The organism is Paenibacillus sp. J22P277, from assembly GCF_059383675.1.
In genome coordinates, this window is sequence record NZ_JBXENS010000019.1 from 1 (window position 1) to 20,585 (window position 20,585).

At 44.8% G+C, this 20,585-nt stretch carries 17 protein-coding genes and 1 pseudogene; 14 read left to right on the top strand and 4 right to left on the bottom strand.

Annotated features, from left to right (window positions below; genetic code table 11):
* Positions 1-290: 290 nt before the first annotated feature.
* The gene (locus AC50YL_RS35870; RefSeq protein ID WP_494838203.1) at positions 291-992 is read right to left on the bottom strand and encodes a stalk domain-containing protein; all 702 of its coding nucleotides are present in this window, start codon (positions 990-992) and stop codon (positions 291-293) included.
* Between the two features lie 278 nt (positions 993-1,270).
* On the opposite strand from AC50YL_RS35870, the gene AC50YL_RS35875 reads away from it, so the two are divergent.
* The 13 genes and pseudogenes from AC50YL_RS35875 (at position 1,271) to AC50YL_RS35935 (ending at position 15,309) form a co-directional block, all read left to right on the top strand.
* Positions 1,271-1,807 (top strand): sigma-70 family RNA polymerase sigma factor, encoded by a 537-nt coding sequence (locus AC50YL_RS35875; protein WP_494838205.1) that lies wholly within the window; start codon positions 1,271-1,273, stop codon positions 1,805-1,807.
* Entirely contained in the window at positions 1,783-3,063 is a 1,281-nt protein-coding gene (locus tag AC50YL_RS35880; RefSeq protein ID WP_494838206.1) for a DUF4179 domain-containing protein, read from the top strand. The genes AC50YL_RS35875 and AC50YL_RS35880 overlap by 25 nt, the downstream gene beginning before the upstream one ends.
* A gap of 384 nt (positions 3,064-3,447) precedes the next feature.
* Positions 3,448-3,990, top strand: coding sequence for a sigma-70 family RNA polymerase sigma factor (locus tag AC50YL_RS35885; protein WP_494838207.1), 543 nt, complete (start codon positions 3,448-3,450; stop codon positions 3,988-3,990).
* Complete coding sequence (locus AC50YL_RS35890) at positions 3,980-5,482, top strand: DUF4179 domain-containing protein (protein ID WP_494838208.1); 1,503 nt, start codon at positions 3,980-3,982, stop codon at positions 5,480-5,482. Before AC50YL_RS35885 ends, AC50YL_RS35890 begins: the two co-directional genes overlap by 11 nt.
* A gap of 168 nt (positions 5,483-5,650) precedes the next feature.
* A pseudogene (locus tag AC50YL_RS35895) lies at positions 5,651-5,779 on the top strand (hypothetical protein); the annotation flags it as partial.
* 267 nt (positions 5,780-6,046) lie between these two features.
* On the top strand, positions 6,047-7,897 hold the full coding sequence (locus AC50YL_RS35900) for a DUF5050 domain-containing protein (protein WP_494838209.1): 1,851 nt from the start codon (positions 6,047-6,049) through the stop codon (positions 7,895-7,897).
* Between the two features lie 163 nt (positions 7,898-8,060).
* On the top strand, positions 8,061-8,489 hold the full coding sequence (locus AC50YL_RS35905; protein ID WP_494838210.1) for a DUF7677 family protein: 429 nt from the start codon (positions 8,061-8,063) through the stop codon (positions 8,487-8,489).
* A 181-nt stretch (positions 8,490-8,670) separates the two neighbouring features.
* Positions 8,671-9,096: a hypothetical protein gene (locus AC50YL_RS35910; protein WP_494838211.1), complete on the top strand. Its 426-nt coding sequence runs from the start codon at positions 8,671-8,673 to the stop codon at positions 9,094-9,096.
* A gap of 450 nt (positions 9,097-9,546) precedes the next feature.
* Positions 9,547-10,461, top strand: coding sequence for a phosphotransferase (locus AC50YL_RS35915; RefSeq protein WP_494838212.1), 915 nt, complete (start codon positions 9,547-9,549; stop codon positions 10,459-10,461).
* 683 nt (positions 10,462-11,144) lie between these two features.
* Positions 11,145-11,996 (top strand): hypothetical protein, encoded by an 852-nt coding sequence (locus AC50YL_RS35920; protein ID WP_494838214.1) that lies wholly within the window; start codon positions 11,145-11,147, stop codon positions 11,994-11,996.
* A 574-nt stretch (positions 11,997-12,570) separates the two neighbouring features.
* Complete coding sequence (locus tag AC50YL_RS35925; RefSeq protein WP_494838216.1) at positions 12,571-12,735, top strand: hypothetical protein; 165 nt, start codon at positions 12,571-12,573, stop codon at positions 12,733-12,735.
* A 369-nt stretch (positions 12,736-13,104) separates the two neighbouring features.
* Complete coding sequence (locus tag AC50YL_RS35930) at positions 13,105-13,680, top strand: TetR/AcrR family transcriptional regulator (RefSeq protein WP_494838218.1); 576 nt, start codon at positions 13,105-13,107, stop codon at positions 13,678-13,680.
* A 456-nt stretch (positions 13,681-14,136) separates the two neighbouring features.
* Positions 14,137-15,309: an MFS transporter gene (locus AC50YL_RS35935; protein ID WP_494838220.1), complete on the top strand. Its 1,173-nt coding sequence runs from the start codon at positions 14,137-14,139 to the stop codon at positions 15,307-15,309.
* 462 nt (positions 15,310-15,771) lie between these two features.
* Here AC50YL_RS35935 and AC50YL_RS35940 read toward each other — a convergent pair whose 3' ends face one another.
* The 3 genes from AC50YL_RS35940 to AC50YL_RS35950 are packed head-to-tail and all read right to left on the bottom strand — an operon-like array spanning position 15,772 to position 19,460.
* Positions 15,772-16,875, bottom strand: coding sequence for a GerAB/ArcD/ProY family transporter (locus AC50YL_RS35940; RefSeq protein ID WP_494838222.1), 1,104 nt, complete (start codon positions 16,873-16,875; stop codon positions 15,772-15,774).
* Entirely contained in the window at positions 16,876-17,955 is a 1,080-nt protein-coding gene (locus AC50YL_RS35945; RefSeq protein ID WP_494838224.1) for a Ger(x)C family spore germination protein, read from the bottom strand.
* A 50-nt stretch (positions 17,956-18,005) separates the two neighbouring features.
* Complete coding sequence (locus tag AC50YL_RS35950) at positions 18,006-19,460, bottom strand: spore germination protein (protein WP_494838226.1); 1,455 nt, start codon at positions 19,458-19,460, stop codon at positions 18,006-18,008.
* Between the two features lie 749 nt (positions 19,461-20,209).
* Between AC50YL_RS35950 and AC50YL_RS35955 the strand changes: the two genes are divergently transcribed.
* Positions 20,210-20,584 carry a BlaI/MecI/CopY family transcriptional regulator gene (locus AC50YL_RS35955; RefSeq protein ID WP_494838228.1) on the top strand — a complete coding sequence of 125 codons (375 nt, stop codon included), beginning with the start codon at positions 20,210-20,212 and terminating at the stop codon, positions 20,582-20,584.
* Position 20,585 lies beyond the last annotated feature (1 nt).

Genomic DNA, 20,585 nt, shown 5'->3' on the forward strand with positions numbered 1-20,585 from the left:
TCCCGTTCGAAACATCTTCGAGAATCGTTAATTTCTCATACGCGTTAAATTTTCCTCTCGACATAGAAAAGCTCCCCTCGGCAAAACAGGTTTTATTATTTTACCTGTCCACCGTATGGGGAGCATATCAGACTTTATTTTCCAGGTCTTAAGACTGCCTTTCATTATTATGGAGTTTAGTCTAATACTTATTTGTTAAAAGCAGAAAAATAGCCCTGGTTACTTCAAAGTTTTTTGATTAAAGTGGTCTCACGGTCGCTTGTCTTCACCCAAAAGATAGACTTACAACTCTATTTCTTTAATATTGGGTTAATTAGATCTACATAAACATCGTAGATATCTAGGTCGGTAATTTCAATGTTGAGACGGACAACACCTTTTACATTTACTTCAAGGCCTTCTTGAATACTTCCTTTGCCGATCGTAATCTGTTTGAGTAAGTTTCCGTCTTGATCTTTAAATGAGATTGTTCGTGTTGTTTCATCCGGCTCCGTTATATCGTCCACCCCAATAGCTAGGTTAAGCGCACTATACTGAGCATTTAAATCGTATGAAACCGTTACGCTGCCGTTACCATAGGAATCGGTGTGAAGTATTTGTCCTTTGTTACCATAAGATTTTTTATTTATGGTCATCAACTTATTTTCCGCAATGGTGAATTCAACATCATCAACTTTTTGTACTTTAGACGGAGATGGTAGTGGATCTCCCTCAATTTTTTTGCCGATCACTACAGCACTATTTTTCCCATCCCAGGTAACCTCCGCTCCAGTTAGTTCAGCCGCAGTCCGAAGTGGAACGTAAGTAGTGCCATTTACAATAAAAGGCTTGTTATCTCCTGGAGTCTTATCTATACCATTCTGAATGAGCTTCACGCCAAAGAAAGCTTTGAGATTCACAGCGTTATTTGCGGCATAAGAAACTCCGCTAAAAAGCAGTGATCCAGCGACAAATCCGCTTGTAATTAACCTCAAGTTTTTCATCTTACTCATATATCTGTTCCTCACTTTCAAAGTATGTCCTCACTTCCATTTATCGGTACTTTTATAATATAAATTAAGTTCTCCTTCGCTTTGACTCTGGAGAATATACTCAGTTCGAGATTATTGATAAACTATGAATCAAAAGTTCGAAGGGGTCCTATAGTATGGAGACCGAGTCGGCTGGCTTTACTTAACTAGCGGACATATTAACGCTACTTTTCACGTCGTGAAACCTAACTGTGTCGCCGTGCATCTAACTTACGTCTGGGAGGAAGGAGGGAGACGCAGTGGACGTAACAAAGGAAGTGAAACGAGCACAAAAGGGCAATAGGCAAGCCTTTGAGCGCCTGATTCAAGCGAATAAAGTTGTTATGTACCAAGTGGCGAAAACAATCCTAACAAGGGATGTGGATTGCGAGGACGCCATCCAAGAAACGATTATGAGGTCGTTCGAGAAGATCCGGACGCTGCGCGAAGCGGCCTATTTCAAAACGTGGCTGCTGCGTATTCTGATCAACGAATGCAACCAGATTCACCGGCAGCATAAAAACGTGATCGAGCTAGACCGCTCGGCGCTTCCTTCCGCGCACGAGAACGGCTATGAACAAGTCGAACTAGACCAGTTGTTAGGCACATTGCCGGATGAGGAAAGGCGCCTTCTCGAGCTTTATTACATCCATGACATCTCGGTGAAAGATATGGCCGACTTGTATCGGAAACCCGAGAATACCATCAAAACCTGGTTGCGCCGCGCACGCGAACAAGCACGCCGTATTTGGGAAGGACAGGAGGGGTACGCATGGAAAAATGGGAGCGACAAATGAGTGAACACGTGAATCGTTCACTGCCTGAATCGGTCGATCAACGGATTCAACAAACCTTGAACGAGCTCAAGCAAACTCGCAGGCCCCCGTCGAAACGGATCATCGGTCCAATAGTGGCAGCCGCTGCCATAGCCATTACGATCGGTATAACCTCAATATCTCCGGCGTTTGCCGAAGCGATGAGATCCCTGCCTTTTATCGGGTCCGTATTTGAATTGGTCGGAGACGCCGGGGCGAAGAGAGGAAGCCAGCTCGAATTGTCCACCCATGTCGATCGTCAGGTTCGAGTCGGCGATAATCAAATTACATTCACGGAAAGTCTTTATGACGGTTCATCGATTCTCCTGGGTTGGATCGCGCCGGCCAGTGACAAGGATCCGTATGCTTTTATAAACGATGTAGTCTATGCAGTAAATGGGAAAAGATTGAGCTACAGCGGGAGCGCCCCCGCTATGAAGTTGGAAGACGGAACCTACGCGGGAACGATTAGCATTCGCGCGACGGACCCGCTGCCGGACAAGTTTCAGCTTGAGCTGATCTCTCATGAAGATGAAACCGTCTACACGAAGCTGCCGGTCGTGCGTCGAGGCGGTTATCGGACCGCGTCCATTCCGAAGGTCGGCACGTGGAACGGAATGAACCTTAATTATCGCGCGCTTTCGCTTTATCCTATCGCGACCAAATTGACCTTTCGCCTTCAACATGCGGACCTTAACGAAGCAACTATACTGAAGTTCAAAGTGAGCGATGAGCAAGGCCATGTCTTGAGCATTACCGACTCTAACGCCTACTATGCGGCCGGTTCATCGAAGGATAGCGCGGAATATGCGTATTTCTTCGAGCCTTTCGAAACGAACCCGAAGGAAATCACGATCATGCCTTATATTAGTACGGCGTATTCCACACGGAGCGTCAAAGGGGATTGGAAGGGCAAGCCAATTACGCTGGCGCAAGGGGATGTGGGCTCCGTCATCGTCGTCGATCAACAATGGGAGAAGCAGACGTTAACGCTCGTTTTCGAAGTGACGGGCGAACATCTCGAGGAGCAAATGAATGACATCTGGGTCTATGATAGCCATGGAAATCCGCTGCCGAGAGTCAGTCCGCCCATTCGGATCCGAGGCAGCGAATATAAGTATGAGCTCTCGTTCTCCGACGTCAACCGAAACGATGCGATCCGGATTACCACGCCTGTATTTAATCCGACGAACTATCTTTCGGACCTCGGCGTCACCGTGAAGTTACAAGGAGATTGAATTTGATTTGTCTCCGCTATCACGCGATTGAACTTTTCGTTTTGATATCTTTATTTTTGGTTAGCGCTACTGAATGATCTGCCCCTGACCTTATTCAAATATATCGGTAATTATTGGAATCCCGCTAAGATTTCTTGTTTTAACTGGGAACTAAGTAAGCCAAATGGGACACGATAGTTCAAGGGAACTTGGAGCAGTTGCCGCGGCAGCGAGCTCCTCTTTTTCATTGAAGTAACGGCTAGACAAGTTCTCGTATGTGATTTGTAATGGTACGTCATCTGGGACAATAATCATTTGGTTTATATCTTGCAACCGTGAACCACTAATGCCTTTCGAACATCTAATACTTGGATACTAGCAAACAGGATTGGGAGGCTAGCAGATGTGGATATAGAAGAGATTGTCATGCGCGCACGGAATGGCGACAGGAATGCCTTTATAAAGCTTATAAAAGATTCCGAAATAAGCCTATACCGGGTTGCACGTTCAATAGTTAAGGGCGAAGAAGACTGTGCAGATGCGATACAGGAAACGATTCTAAAAGCATACGGTTCAATTGGATCCCTTAATAGCCCTGTTTTTTTCAAAACTTGGTTGATACGAATTTTGATTAACGAATGTAACAGCATTTTAAGAAAACAAAAACGCTCCATTGCAGCTAGCACGAATAATCATACTACGTCCGATGTAGCAGAGACTAAGGCGGTAGACCGCATAATTCTGAAAGATGCTATCAACCAGTTGGAGGACTCCCTGCGGCTTGTTATTACATTGTTTTATTTCGAGGATATGCCTGTAAAAATAATTGCCGATTGTTTGGATCTATCGCTAGGGACAGTCAAATCACGTCTACATAGAGCGAGGTATCTTCTAGCCGAAATGCTGCGAGTGCCGGCAGAAGAAAGGAGCGCAGGCTATGAGTACTAATTTGGATAAAGAGCTGAAGTTTCTGAAGGAGAATGAGCCAATAGAACTTCCTGAACTGGTTCTAAATCGAATTGACCATACATTAGCGATGTTGCCCGAATTCCCTTCTATTGTTCGGCGCAGAAACAAGCATACAAGCAAGGTTAAATTTTGGCGTCTTGCCGCATTTGTTGCCAGCTTGCTTATCTTATTCGCTTCTGCAGCGTTCTACACTGTTCCATCCTTTGCCGAGGCAGTGCGATCATTGTTCTCGAAAGGAAACGTGGATATAGGATTGCTAAATGCCCAGGAATTAGGATTGATACAGAATCCTCATGTTAAAGTTTCAGCTCAGGGATACACCATCAAAGTCAATGAAGCCGTTGCTGATCCAACTCGCGTCATAATGGCACTGCAGCTAGTCGATTCACACGGCAAACTTGATCGCAATCGGCTTGTGTTAGCAAAACCAAATGAAATTGTTATTAAAGACGAACAAGGCCATATCATCGGTAACATGTTTGATCAAGGAGTGACAAATGATTTTTATTACATGGTGGCCTATTTTCCAGAACCATTAAAGACCGATGTAATCACTATCGAAGCGCATATCAAACAGTTAGGTAATGAGATACGACAAATCCCATCCCTACAGGGGGATTGGAGTTTTCAATTCAAGCTAGATTTGAAGGAAGCTAAGAAAAATACGCGCGTCTTGCCGCTAACTGGTACCTATACCTCACCCGATGGAATGACTATTCGATTAAAGCAATTGACGAGAATGGTACAAGGTGTTCGAATCGAACTCGATACGGAACTTAGCGTTGAGGCATTACGCCGGTCCCCGAAGGAGTTATGGCAGAAACAGGCTCTTTCATTTCATTTCGAAGATAGGAATGGAAATGAGATTCACAGCGTAAATACAAGAAAGGTGCCCCACCTAGAAAGTTTGATGTCGCAAAGCTTTATACCAGGTGATAAACCGGGACAAATGCATTGGAGTTATACTTTTAAATATTTACCACAGAATGAACCATATCGATTCATATTTGACGGCTATTCAGTAGCTGAGATGGATGGAACTTCGGTCACTTTTCAGCCTTCGAAACTTAAGTTGAAGCCAGTTATTTTTCAATCACACGGTGATACTATCACATTAATAGATTTTACGATTGAGTCTTCGCCGGATAAAAACACGGCCACCTCTGAAGGTACCCTTCACGTCACCGGCAAAATGTTAAATGAGGTCAATAATAGTTGGCAATTAAAAGATAGTACAGGCAAAATATATACACTCTCTCCCAGAGGTGCTATCGGGGGCTCTCAATCCAATGTAGCGGATTGGAAAAGCGGTTGGCTTTTATTAGAGAGTGCGACAGAGACAGCGAGATGGTTTCAGCTGCGTGCAGAAAAACTAACCTATATACCGGATAATTTGACATTGACGCGCACTGTTGTTAATCGCAGATATACAAATGTCGGTTGGACGGTAGAAATATTGGAGAAAAAGTAGCACGAGATAGCACAATAAACATCTTTGATGAAGCTGCCAGCACGATCGGTGGCTTCATTACGTTAACGGGTAAGATATGCAACGAGTAAATGGAATAAGTTCCAATAAGAGGGTGATATAAGTGATTCCAGACGATATTAAAAACTTAATTAACAACTCGGCTCTTTTGCAAGGGAAAAAGCTACAAAACATAGTGACATTGATCTGTGCTACATAGGACAATTTCAAGCCAAAACAGATGGGCAGTCAAAACTAAATATCAAATTGAAGAATTATAAACACATGATCCAATCATGACCAGTCATTTTAGCAAATGTATGAGCTCGCTTGGTTCGTCTGCGGAGTTACAAGACATTCTGTTCATATGTACTTGAGCCTGTTGGTGGATGGATAGAGGAGTCATGAAAGTCGTAAAACGGCTTAACTAACAGGAAACTTCAATATGGGTAAGAGAACTTGGTCTACAACCAATCCCAGCAAATCCTTTTCGCAACAATTGGGACTTATACCTCGTTAATGGATATATAAGGAAGACATCCGTAGACGGGAGAGGGAGAATGGGTTATGAAAAGTAGAATGTTGGCCGCGGTCGGCAGTATCGGACTCGCGTGGGGCGTACTATCGGTGACGGCATTATCAGCTGCTGCTTTACCTGAGGGGGACGTCGCACAAGTAACCGCCGCGCCTGCGGTCACTGTTGATATGGGGAGCAAGAAGCCGCTTAATGAAGCTTTCGACCGGCTTGTTGTCGTTCCGTACCAGTTCAAGCATAAGCTCTACGTCAACGGAAAAATGACGGATTGGCTGGCCGATTATCAAATCGTACAGCGGGATGGACGCGTGCTGGTTCCGATTCGTATGATGAGCGATCTGGCGACGCAGTCCGAGAACGGCAAGAGCTATTGGGAAGCGAATTGGCAGCAGCAAAAGCCGGATGAGGTCTTGCTGAACAATTACGCGCTGCATAAAACGATCACGTTCACCGTTGGCAGCAAAACGATGCTTGTGGACAAGGTGCCGCAGGCCATCGAGACGGCCCCGCAGAAGGTGGACGGACGCATCGTCCTTCCGCTCCGCGAGGCAGCGAACGCATTGGGTAAGCATATCGATTGGCTGGACGGACTCCTTCTGATCGGCGACGAGCAGATTGATCTGAAGGCGCCGCAGACGCTGACGTTCAAGGATCAGCTCAAGGACAGGCTGGCCGATCCCCGGCAGCTTGTCGAGGAAGCGAAGACGGATTATTTGATTGCCGCATCGGGCGATACCGTTTACTCCTACAGGATGAGCTATACGGATAAAGGCGGCGTGCAGACGCTGTACAGGCGAACGGCCAATGGCAAGGAAGTCCGGATACCGCTGCAAGGCAACCCGAACCTGAATTCAGCGAAGGTGATCGGGGATGAGCTGTATTACGTGACTTCGGTGGGCAGCAAGGAGCAATTGGATGCCTACCGTCTCGCGGATCGCACGACCCGGACCGTCGGCGTTATTACCGATTGGAAACCTGGCGACGGCTCAGTTTCGGATATTCGGATGATCGAGGGAGAATTGTATGTCGTGCTGCACAGAGGAGATTACATCATGGGCAGCGAGTCGTTGTACAAGCTCAATCAAGGTGTATTGAAGCCTATAACCAAGGCCAAGGAGTTTATTCAATATGTGAGGTCCGGGAATCAGTTGTACTATTCGGATTTCACTCCGATGTTCAACTCTGGCAGTGACAATTTGACGCAGATCGACCTTAAAACAGGGAAGGAGTCGGCGGTGGGGCAGCCCGGGTTTACATATGGCGTCCATGTGTCGGTCACCGCTGCTTCCGCCGGGTACGGCTCCAACAGCACCATGTATGTTCAGGACGGATACCTCTATACGCTCGGCTTTAACGGGAGTGTGCAAGGCGACGACAGCAAGTCGGCCGTGTACAAAATCCATCTTGCGGACATGAAGCAAACGAAGCTGAGCGGTCCGGCGAAAGAGTTCTGGTTGAAAAACAACCGAATTTATTATGTGGAGGACGACACCGGGTATTTGAAATCGACCGATCTGAACGGCGCCGGCGAAAAGACGCTCGTTGGGCGGACCATGTATCAGGTACAGCTGTTTAACGGAAGCTTCTATTATACGTTGAACCCTGCAGGCGGGAATACCGCGAACGGAGCAGGCATGCTATACCGTTACGATCTTGCTGGAGGCAAAGAAGTCAAGCTGAGCGACCGCGCCGTTAACTCGTTCTATATCGGTGCTGCGGGCATCTACTACGTAACTGAAGGCCTCGACTGGGGTCTATATAAGGTGACGGCCGAAGGCGCCAATATCTGGCTTGTGAAGGACCGAATCGCGTCGGCCCTGTTGACCGATGACGGCATCGTATACACGCTAACGTATCAGGAAGGGACCTATTTGGCTAAGTGACGTGCATGCCGGCGTTTAGTGGTCAGGAGCGCTTGCCGATCCATCATGCACGATGCGAAATGACAAATATGGTCATGAGCACCATTCATACAAAATCCCCTTCTGCCGACTGGCAGAAGGGATTTTGTCATTCCTAGGAATCCTATTTAACGGGAAACGCTACATGTATTCAGTGAAAATAAAGTATTTGACTCTTACTGGCGGCGCTGAACTAACGGGCAGTTCAGTTCCAATATGTGTTAAAATGAGACAACATCGGTCCATGATTCATTTTTTGATCGGAGGAGCTAAGATGCAAAAGTTAAGCCATTCTTTCAGTGAAGCGCTGCGAAAATTTTCCTATTGGATAGCAAACGGTACTGTGGGATTCCCATTACTCGAAGGTATTGATTATTCTTGTATATTTGAAGAGCCAAGCGCATTAGAGAGAGCATATGCGATCTTTGCAAATTTGATAGAGATGGACGACAATGGAACGGTTCTAAATGCTAAATATGCAGAAAGGAGAGCTGCACAGTATATTAGAAGTTATGTTGACAGTAGTTATATTATTGAGCCAGAGTTCGAAGATTGGGAAATTTCACTTTATTAGTAGGTAGTTTAACTGCTTGTTGAACTCCTAACGGGGAACGATAGCTGAATGGAGAAGCAACGGCAGCCGGCTGACGATCGGCTGCCGTTTTCCATTGAAGTAACGGGCAGGATAATGCAAGTAATTCGGCAAACCCACGTCTAACAATTGGTAATAGTTGTGAGGTTACGGAGGTGTTTAAATGCTTAAAAAATATTTTGTAATATTGATTTTATTTGGCACTTGTTTATTACTTGTTGGATGTAATCCAAGTAAAGATGAAGTGGTTCAGAACTTAATGCCTGAAAAGGAATTGAACTATGCTTATGCCCTTCAGGTGTTTTGTTACCAAGTAGATGTTGGGAAAATAGGGGATGAACTTAATCGTTTTCAGAATTCATCACTAGATTTGCAAAATGGATTTCAATTACAACTAATGGGTATTGACCAAGATATATTTAAAAAATGGGCGCATGCTTTGGGTATTAAGAAATTCCCTACTTATCTCATACTCAATAAAGAAGATGGAATTGTTCTACAAACACAGGACATGGAAATGGCAAAGAAATATCTTACAGAACATTCAACTAACGGGTACGATAGTTCAACGTCGACATGCTCAAATTGAGAAAATGGTGCCTAATGAAGTATGACGACTTATATAATATTTATTTTAAAATGTCAGGGTGTAAAATAACTTGAAAAAGCTAATTTTTTATTATTTAATATCTCAAAAGTTTATGTCAATCCTATCTGTGTTTATCTTCACTGCAGGTGGTATATATGCACTGTTTTTTTATTCACTGCTAGGGAAATATATAATAGCTCTAGTTTCTTTTATTGCAAGTTTACTGTTTTCACTTCTTTCTTTCCGTACCTTCAAGAAGATCAAGATTCAAATTGAGAAAGTAGATATTTCAAGTCGTCATTGAACCAACGGGTACGATTGAATGGAGACGCAACGGAAGCCGGCCTCACGAATCGACTTCCGTTTCTCATTGAACTAACGGGCGGTTATGCGTAACTTCCAGCAAATGTAAACGTCAAATAAAGTAAGGAACGAGGAGGCAGACATTTCATGGGAGGAACGAATGTATGGGATGCGGAGTGGGAGGTTAACGAAGAGCAGGCGCGGACGCTGATCGGCAGACAATTCCCTCAACTGTCATCGAAGCAAGTGAAGCGATTGGGCTGGGGCTGGGACAATACGGTTTTTCTCATCGGTGACGAGTACGTGTTCCGGTTTCCAAGAAGAACGATTGCAGTTGGCTCGATTCGTATGGAAGGGAAGCTGCTGCCGAAGCTGGAGGCATATATGACCATCCCCTATCCGAAACCGTTGTTTTATGGCGAAGCAAGTGACGAATACCCGGCACCATTTCTTGGCTATGCCTACATGCCAGGAGATTTCCCCATTGGTTTGACGGAAGAACGCCGGGCTTTATCGGCAGAGACGCTGGCGAAATTTCTGCGGAGATTGCATGACTTTCCGGTGCAGGCGGCGCTGAAGTGCGGAGTTCAGCAAGATCATCGAAGCTTGACGGACATAGCATCGCGCAAAGTGAAATTAAAGGGCTTTCTATCGAAGGTGGTTGAATATTTGTCGCCGGAGGAGTCCGGTGTGATCGAAGCGTATATTAGCAGGCTGCAAACGGACCGTGTCGAGGCGGTGAATGCACTACTACATGGCGATCTTCATTTCAAAAATATGCTTGTGAATGAGAAGGGGATCGTTTCCGGCATCATTGATTGGGGCGATCTGAGCGTAGGCCATCCGGCTTGCGATTTGAGCGTTGCTTACAGCTTTTTACCACCTTACGCTCGCGGCATGTTTTTCGAAACTTACGGAGGAGCGGACGAGGAAACGAAGCTGCTGGCGCGGCTGATCGCGGTATACATCCCCGTACTGATCTTGATGCAAGCGGTCGATGACGGGAATGAAGCGATTACGGCAGAGGCGAAATCCACCATTATGCGAGCACTGTCGGATTAGGCTCATTATTTCGATGCAGCTATGGGGCTATGGCTATCGGCACCATTTTGTCGTTTAAAGGCCGCGATAAGGTACGATTCGCCTTCTCTGATGCCGCTTTATGTTGAGGAACACGAAATTCAACAGAGTAAGTCGTTGCGCTAACGGGACACGATAGTTCAATACCAACACGACTGAAGCTTTTACAAAAACGAGTACTAACGTATTTCCTATGGTCAGAGGTAATCCTAGTTTTAAAAACCTATAATTTAATTTGCTCTAATTATACGAGCAAAGTTTGATAATCTCTGTACTTGGATTATTGGCTATACTGCTGATCAGCAGATTATTTATAAAAGAGTCTGATGAACGACTAACCAGCGATAGAATACGACATACATTATCGGCAGCTGTAATTTCATAAGCGAATACCTTAAGAGGATCTCGGCCATACTGGATTATATTCAAGTATAGGCGGTGGATCCTTTGTTTCTTAAGAAGAAAAGCAGCAGAACAAAACCAGTGATTACCCGGCATGAGGTGGTAGAATTGACCAGTCGATCATCGGCAGAAATTATGTCGTTCAAACCGAGTAAACCTATTCCCCCGGCGAAAAGAAAAAAACGGTAGAAGTTCTCCTGAACAGTTGATGATTTTACCATTTCCTTTAAAATAGAGAGTGGTAGATCAACGAGGAGGAGCATATGGATATCAAGCGCAAATTACAATCCTTTATCGGGTCCCTGATGATCTCGATCCTTGTGATGGTCGTCGGAGCCATGATTGGTGAGCTGAAAACAATCGTATCCTGGGTTAGTTACCCTCTCCACCTCTTCGCAGTAGAATGGCTTCCAAGTGAAAAATCCCCTGACTTTATTAAAGGGCTCTATGCAGGTGCTTGTCTGCTGCTCTATCTTTACCTCCTGCAAGGATGTATTCAGTTGTTTTTCCTGGGGGTACATAGATGGAAGGGTTCAACGAAATCGGCAGAGCACCAAAGCCGGCAAGATGATCTTCTCGTGACATCCTATTCCGAGGAAATTGCCTCTACAATCGAATTAATTGATCATCCTGGCGTTTCGGATGAGCAGGTCCAAATTGCGCTTGATGATTTAATGAAGGAAATTGGAAGAAGTATATCGAAGAGTTTTCCGACTATGGATTACCGTGACATCCGGCATTGTTTCCTAACACAGGACGAGAATGGCGAGGTTGTCATGATCAGGCTTGGCCGGCAGATGATTCTAAAACCAGAAGATGCGGAAATTGTAGACTGGGTCTTAACCGGCTTTTCCGAAACCCATGTATTAGAGCCGATTCCAGCAGATAAGGCGCGCAGCACGGATATGAAGGCGGTAGGGCTGGTCCGCAATCAAGGCGCATATTTTCGTCTCGGATTCGTCATCCTGCTTCCGCAGAGCGATCAATTAACGGAAGAGACCCGCCGGCGTTTCTACAACAGCTCGCTGAATCTGCCGCTCATCGCTCACATGGACAAGCTGATGAGCCATATGGTAAAATATACGATGAAGATGAGAGGAGGAGCAGCGTCATGACAACTGTAGTGAAACAACATAATGGCACAACTACAAGTGGCGAGGAGTATTCCGTCTTAGTCTTCAAACCTTCGACCGTTCTAAAACCAGCAGCCCGTACAAATCGGGAGAACTTTATCTCCAAAAAAACGGCTCCCCCAAAGCGTAACGTTCAATAAAATTCGCATTAAACCCATATAACTACTAGTTCCACCGAAGGCCGCGTATACCGCGGCTTTTTTCATGTGCATCTGCGTGGAAAATACCTTATCGGATACTGTACTTTGTTGTTCATTACGACGGAGCTGGAAGCGGGTTTAGCGCCGGGGGCGAATCCTGGTTTGTGCATTTTCAGGATAACGACCTTATTGGACGAATGGCAGAGACATCTTTACTTTGCAGAAGATATCAGGGCATTCCAAAAATACGATAACGAGCGAGCCCGGACAGAAAGACAGGGCTCGCTCGTTTTGTTCTTCTCGTCATCTTCGGACACTTGTTGTCCATTGCCCATACACCCATTCCGCATCTCTTATTCTTGCTGAGCAAACGAAAATCAACGATAGCCTGAGGAGATTGGGAACGGATTATATCGATGTTTATGAAATCGGCCGTTTTGATTATGACACGCCTCTTGAGGAAAACGCTTGATGCCCTGAACGATGTGATGAAGGCGGGTAAAGCCCGTTATCTTGGCGCCTCTACATTATACGCCTGGCAGTTTATGAAAGCAGTCGAGATTCAACGCGCCAAAGGCTGACATCGGTTCATCGTTATGCAGAATTACTATTACCTTCTTTAGGTGTTTGCAAGCCGCTGCTGCACAATTTTTTTAATACCAGTGCCTACAACAAGGAGCTAATGAAATCCATGCGGTATATGTGCGACGCGCATAAAGAGGGCAAGAAGAGCCTACTTTTCATTATGCATCTTTGCGCTGGGTTGTGATTTACTTTATGGAGATGAAGAATCATCCGCCAGTTGGACCCATACATGGATAAGAACTTGATTGCCTTCCTCCGTCGAATTATTCTTTCCATACAAACTGTGATAAAATTCATCTGTCACCGTCCAATCGGGTAGGCGGATACTCAGCTCGAACAAAAGAAATCATAAAGGGTGTGTCGAGATGTCGAAACTCCAAGACATTATTACGATATGCAGAAAGATCATTTATTATAAGGGCTACCAGGCTACGTCGATAAGCGATATTTTGGAAGAGGCTCACATCGGAAAAGGCCAGTTTTATCACTACTTTGCGTCCAAGCGCGACCTCGGCCTGGCCGTCGTCGATGATCTGGTCAAGGAATGGGACAGGGATGTGTTCGAGGGCATATTCGCAGCCGATCTTGATCCTATCGCGAAATTAAATAAAATGCTCGACAGGACATTAACCATCCATACGGACGAAGAAAATAAATCGGGTTGTCCCGTAGGGAACCTCGCCGTCGAGATGAGCGAACACGACGAGACGTTTCGACTAAAAGTCCATTATATATTCGACAGGTGGGTTTCGTCGATCGAAGGCGCGCTGAACGAGCTGAAAGCACTGGGACATCTGACGTCGGATATCGATGCCAAACAGCATGCGCGAGCCATCGTATCTATGATCGAAGGCGCCATTTTATTAATGAAAAGTCAAAAAGAAGTTACCTATCTTACGAACGCCATTGCGATTATTCGCGCGCAATATCGGCTTTCTTGAGCTTGGGAGCTTCCGTTTTTTCTATTGCGCATGAGAACTCTTTTTGTTACGATTAGTTTGTACCAAATGGTAGGTACAATACTACGAAAACTATGCTCAAAAAGGAAGGGGTACCTGAATGCTCGGGGTTCATTTTTTTTGTCGGTTCTGTACCGACAGGTAGGTACAATATTGAATCACGGAAATCCATGTACGGCAAGTGATGCCGCATATGGATCCTATGACCGCGTGGAGGCAAATTTTTAAATGGCGGGCCTTTCCGTTCGCTCTCATTGAGAAAGTGAAAAATATAAAACTGAAGTGGAACACCATATGCCAGTATGCCATTGGCTATCGAGTTTCGCCGTAGAACCTCCTTACCAATGGATTAACAATGGCTGACGCCATTCGAATTGTGGATGTTCTCTTTTATGCCTCGGATTCATACATGCAAAACTGTGAGGGAGATGTTTGACATTGAGTATTACGAATAAGAATCCATGGTTTGCTATTACTGCAATTGCATTAGGTGCATTCTCAATTTCTCTTACAGAGTTTTTGCCAGTTGGTCTACTTTTTGAAATTAGCCGAAGCTTTGATGTATCGGAGGGTACTGCCGGAATTACAGTGACATCCACTTCTATACTGGCGGCCATAGCGGGTCCGATTGCTACGATAACTATCGGACGTCTGGATCGGCGGGTGGTGTTTCTCGGGCTGTCCTTGCTGCTTATTGTATCTGGTGCACTTTCGATGATTACAACCCATTTCTTTGTGCTAGTCATTGCGCGAATCATTCTTGGAATAAGCGTTGGAGGATTTTGGGCTGTGTCTTTGCCTGCTCAAGCAAAATTAGTTCCGCAAGAGAAGGTAGCAAAAGCAATTTCGATTGTCCTTGGAGGATTTGGGATTGGCACGGTCTTAAGTGTTCCTTTAGCGTCTTTCATAGCCTCACATTTTGATTTGAGAATCGCTTTCACTCTTGGTTGCATACTTGCGATTGCTGTTTTTATCATTCAGCTCCTACTGCTTCCGAGAATTCCGATGGAACAGGGGGTTCGTGGAAAAGATTATTTGGAGCTGTTAAAAATGAAGAAAGTAAGAGCGGTCTTTGTTATTGCGATTTTCTTTGTGGGTGGTCAATTTGCAGCCTACACGTATATAACACCCTTTTTTCAGAAAGTTACAGGAATGGGCCCGAATCTACTCAGTGCGATACTGCTAGTCTATGGGATTGTTTCCTTCATAAGCAATTTCGCCGCTGGTTTCATAGCCGGAAGAAGTCTCAAGGGATTGATAGTTTTAACAGTAGTTTGTTCCCTTATTTCATTATTGGGCATTTCACTGTTTGGTGATAACATTGTTATTTCAATCATTGCTTTTATTATTTGGGCGATCGCCTGGGGAATGGCTCCTTTGGGTTTGCAGCTATTGGTTCTTTCAACTGCTCGGAATGCTGTTGAAGCTATTACGCCAGTCTATGTAGGTATTTATCAGTTGTCTGTCAGCCTGGGAGCTTTAATAGGCGGTTTGGCAGTCGATACGACCTATGTAACCGGTGCGATGTGGCTCGGAGCGTTCTCATTCGCTTTGGTACTCATTCTTCTTACGACTATTTCGACAGTCAATGATCGTTCTCTAAATAGATGAAAGCGATAAAGTATAACTTCCATTAAGGAAACGCGAGCGCTTTATATAGTATGAAGCGCTCGCCTCTTGATTTTCGCGGCTTGAAGCTATTGTTTTTGTGCAGAATTATTTAGGTGTGAAAAGATTGAAGAGGCTCAACCCGCAAAGTAAAGAAAGATAGCTGATTCTTGTCTATCTGTTCTTGAACCACGATCAATGAAGAAACTGTAATTGCAAGTAAGTCCTCATCAGTTTACTTTATTTCAGATCGAGTAGGATTCGCTAGTTAGAATAACCAGTCTATAATTATCCCGATTCCTTTGTTTATATCAAGAGGTTGGTGGATCACAATGCTTATCCACAAGATGAATCCCAGCGAAGTAATCGCGCAGAACAAGGCTCTTTCCTTTGCCATGTTTACTTTTTTCCGTAAAAGTAATAAGCCTCCAAAGAGAAAAGCCACGTATAACAACAGGAGACCGATCATGACATAAGCTCCTTCGTGTGTCGTTTTCTAGCCTCTTGTATCCAAGTTCCTCCAACCAACAGTGCCGGCAGAATAACACCGTACAGAGTGTAATAAGGGAATAGATATTTCTGAACCCACCCTACATTATCAATAAAGTTCTTGAATAAAAGGGAATAGGCGGATATCACCCATATCGTCGGATATGCGATGATGGCGCGGTTTTTTATTTTGAACAGCTGACAAATGCCCAATACGGCACTGTAAAAGAGAATACTCAGTTTCAGAAATACGAGGAGCAGCAAATTAATGGACAGAACAGCCTCCAAGTGTTCAATGAATTTCGAGAGCTGCATTTCCCGGAAAATCACGTAAATTGGATAGGTCAGGTGAGCGCTTCGATATACACCTAAAATGCCTATCGTAATAAAGATTGAAATCGCAAACATCAATCCAGCAGCCGCGATACCGATGATGAAGCCTTTTTTAGCTTTGTGCCCAGCATAAGGTAGTAACATGAGAAACGAAACAGTCTCCATATATGGAAATCCTAGTGAATACTTGGTCCCCAGCATGGCATGCCAGAAATCAATATTTGAAGTCATGTGAAAGCGGAGCCAATCCCATTCTTTGAGGAAGACTGAATACGGAACCCAGAAGGATAGAATGAGGAAAGGTAAAACGATTTGGCAGACAAAGGCGATCGTCTCAATTCCCTTGGACACGGCATAAGCACAAACAATCAAGACTAAGATGTTGAAAACGGAAAGCGGTGTTCGAGGCATCAGATTGATATGCATAAAGTCGCTCATATTTCGAGTCACCCAGGATGCTATTTGCAGAAAATAAAAAATGTAAAGGACGGCGACCAGCCCGCCGAACCATTTACCCAAAACCTGGACCGAAATCTGGACAAGACTTAATCCGGGATGTCGATTTATTAGATATAACCAACCATATGCAAGTATCAAACCGTACAAACAAGCTATAATTATGATCATCCAACTGTACTGTTTTGCATGAGCTATTAGACCGCCAGGCAAAACGACAAACGTGGTGCCGATGACAAAACAAATTGTAAGCGTCATGATTTGCCAGCCGCTTAATTTAGCATTTTCCATTTACTCCACCTCCCCAGGTATGTAAGGCTTGTTAATATTTCCAGTCGATATAACACTGGAATCGATATGAAAGGTGATTTTGGTGTTCTTCCAATTCGCAGGCGCAACGCCTCGGTCTTGTAGTCCTAAGAGGTCCCAATTTTTTTCTCTTCCAAAATCAACGACCGCCTCGGCTTCCCGTTCAAATTTCTTGTTGAACGCTTGTTCGATTTCATGCAGATTTTGTTCCGTTATTTTTGTATCCTGATTGTTGGTTAGAATACGTAATTTCGCATTGATGGACAGGGCCAACCGATTCGATGACCGATCTAGTTTCAGCTTAGCTCGAGCGTTCTGCGCCTCAACATCAATTTTTGCTCCGTTAACAGTAAAGCTAATGACTGCCATTGAAGCTCTTCGTGTCAATATAAAGCAGAACTTTTTAATTTCTCTATCCATACGACCTACCATTCGTCCTTGGATGAATACGGCTCCTTCCGTAATAACCAGTGCTTGTTTCGTTCCTTCTATATCTTCAAGCCGGTCGGTTCGGGATCCGGGTGTCGCACCTTTCAGATGAATGATGGGGACAATGATCGGCTGGAATCTAGAAAATCCCTCTACAACGTCTTTTAAGCGAGTTGGAGCGACAGAGGAACCGAAATTGCGCTCATGCATTTCCATAAGTGAACGAAGAAATTGGCCGGGAAGTCTATCCAAGATCGTATAGGTGTTCATAACATCGACAATAGGCGAATCCGTCACGAACAAAAAAACGTTGGTCCGTCGCTCGGGGTTTAACTCCAGATAATTTATTAAGTCCGCGATTCCTTGTTTGGCATAACGCTCCGATACCACGTAGCTTTCGGTATGAGCGCCAAAAATAATCCGAGGTACGGCGGTGGTTGATGTCTCCGTCATTCTGCCCGGACTGGTTTCCACGATTTCATATGTATAGACGGAAGCTTTCGAAGTGCCAACATTTCTCGATGTTGCACCTGTAGGGTTGATAACTTGAAAATAAGCGTAACTCTTACCCGTTTTTGGATCCTTATCCGCTCCTCCTATACTAACGATTGCAAGCTGATTTATCTCTTTCATATCCCAACATCCCGTGCAAAGGAGGAGGCAAATTAAAGCCAGTAGGGATTTCATTTTTGTTCACCTTTCGATGTTTGGATTCTCCTCTGCTCTCTTTTGAGGAATTGTCTCGGAACCCGTATAAGCGTATCTTTCCAATCGGACAGGACAAATGGAGCCACAGGGCTTAAATATTTGACACCGAAGGAACGCAGTGACGCCAGATGAACCAGTAAAAAAAAAGTACCGCATAACAATCCGAATAATCCCAATACACCTGCCAACGCCATGAACAAGAACTGGACGATTCTTTGCGCAATGCCGAAAGAATAGTTCGGCGCGATAAAATTCGCTATTGCAGTAATCGATACGACAATAACCATAGCGGCGGAGACAATCCCCGCCTCAACGGCCGCTTGCCCAAGCACAAGTGCGCCGACGATTGAGATTGCCTGCCCTGCAATCCGCGGCATACGGAGTCCGGCTTCACGAAGTAATTCAAATGTTACCATCATGATCGTAGCTTCGATCACTGCAGGGAATGGTACTCCTTCCCGTTGGGCAGCCAAACTGATCAGCAGCGTCGTGGGAAGCATTTCCTGGTGATAACTACCTATCGCAATATAGAGGGCGGGTACAAAAATCGCTAATAAGAAGGCGAACATGCGGAGCCAACGGAGCAACGTTGCAATATCCGCCCGTTGATAGTAATCTTCTGGAGAAATAAAAAGCTGGAACAAGGTAATAGGGCCTAAGATGACAACCGGCGTTCCATCCGTCATGATGGCAACACTGCCTTCTAGCAGCTTCGCTGCCGTAACGTCTGGACGTTCTGTACTCAACAATTGGGGGAACGGAGTATATGTTCGATCTTGGATCCATTCTTCGATGTACGCGCTCTCCAAAATGCTGTCCGTACGGATCGCATGAAGCCGCCGTCTGAATTCTTCGACGACTGACTCAGAGGCGATATCATTCATATATACGAGATATATTTTAGTTTTTGTAACTGTGCCGAGCATCCAGCTTTCAAACACCAACTGTTCGCTTTTTAATCTCTTTCGGATCAAAGCGACGTTGCTATTGATATCCTCAATAAAACCCTCACGCGAACCTCGAATGACCGATTCAGAATTGGGTTCAGAAGTAATTCGCGATTTCGCATTATAAACATCGTATCCCAAGGCTATCCCCGTACCCGGCGGAAACAATAGACATTGACCTTCTAATAGCGAGTCAATACATTCGTTAAGCTCTGTCAACTCGCTTTTGCGGATATAAGGAATATTCTGTTTCAACCAGTCCAGCGGATGTGTCGTATCGGTAACAACCGCATTATTGGTCTCGACAATCGGTTTAATCAAGAGCTCGTACACCCGATTGTCGGTAATCAGAGACTCAAGATAGAGGCAGTGGACTTCGAAACGGTTGTACATGCTGAGTCTTTGGCAGATCATATCAGACGAATGTCCAAGCCGTTTTGTTATTTCCTGCACCAAATTCTGTTTTATACCGACCTCAGACATGGAATACATCAACCTCCAATCGTATTCATGAGGTTTTCCAAATCTTGGTCATAATATGCGCGAATCAATAAATTGCCAAGTTCAACATTGCTTTCGCTATTGCCGTTTGCGGGGGGACGGAATGAGACCGAATAGGCGATCATGACCGCGGCCATACAGAACATGAAGAAGGTTGCGCTCCATCTGGAGAGGAGGGCTTCGGGGGGATAACCCGCCCTCCAAAGCCCATAGACAGAAACGAAAATGAATGGCCAGCATGTTTTTTGCAATACGCTTTTGAATACACAAGACCCTGCTGGGACTACCCCATCGTACCGGAGTGTTGGTCATCATAGTGATTATGTTGGTAAGCATACAGTCAAATTTCGTCAGCCCTCTTTTGTTACTACTCTTTAAGGATGCCGGTGTCAACCATTATGCCTGCGATCTGCAGGATCTTTCGCTGCGTCTCCGGTTGATTCGGCCCTGTCACCGTTGCCGTGTTGTAGAGCACCGAGAAGCGCGTATACCTGTGCCATAGTCGCAATTTTAATATTTCCGTTATGCAACACCTGATTTATTGTCAAATTAAAGAAGCAATAATCATAGGTACTCCGTCTTTGCCATGCACTCCTCCTTTGCTGTAATCTTCCGTGGGGGAAACTTAATGAAAGATGTGTTAGTGGAAATTTGATTTACTTGACGAGGTTGGATTACATATGTAATATAAAAGCAAAAGGATTACATGTGTAATCATAGGGGGTTCACAGATGTCACAAATTCCAAGGATATCGGAATCGGAATGGGAAATCATGAAGGTGCTTTGGGTAAGATCACCTAAAACAGCAAATGAAGTGATTGAAAACTTGCCAGAAAGTAAAGCTTGGAGTCCAAAAACGGTTCGAACACTTTTGAACAGGCTTGTTGAAAAGTCGGCCATCGCTTATAACCAGGAAGGAAGAGTATATTGGTACTATCCGCTTGTGAAAGAAACGGAATGCATTCAATCCGAGACACAGTCATTCCTTAGTAAAATATACGGCGGAGCGCTGAAGCCAATGCTCGTCAACTTTCTTAAGGATGAAAAATTGTCTAAAGAGGATTTAGATGAGCTTAAAAGCATTTTGGAGCAAAGGAGGGATTGAT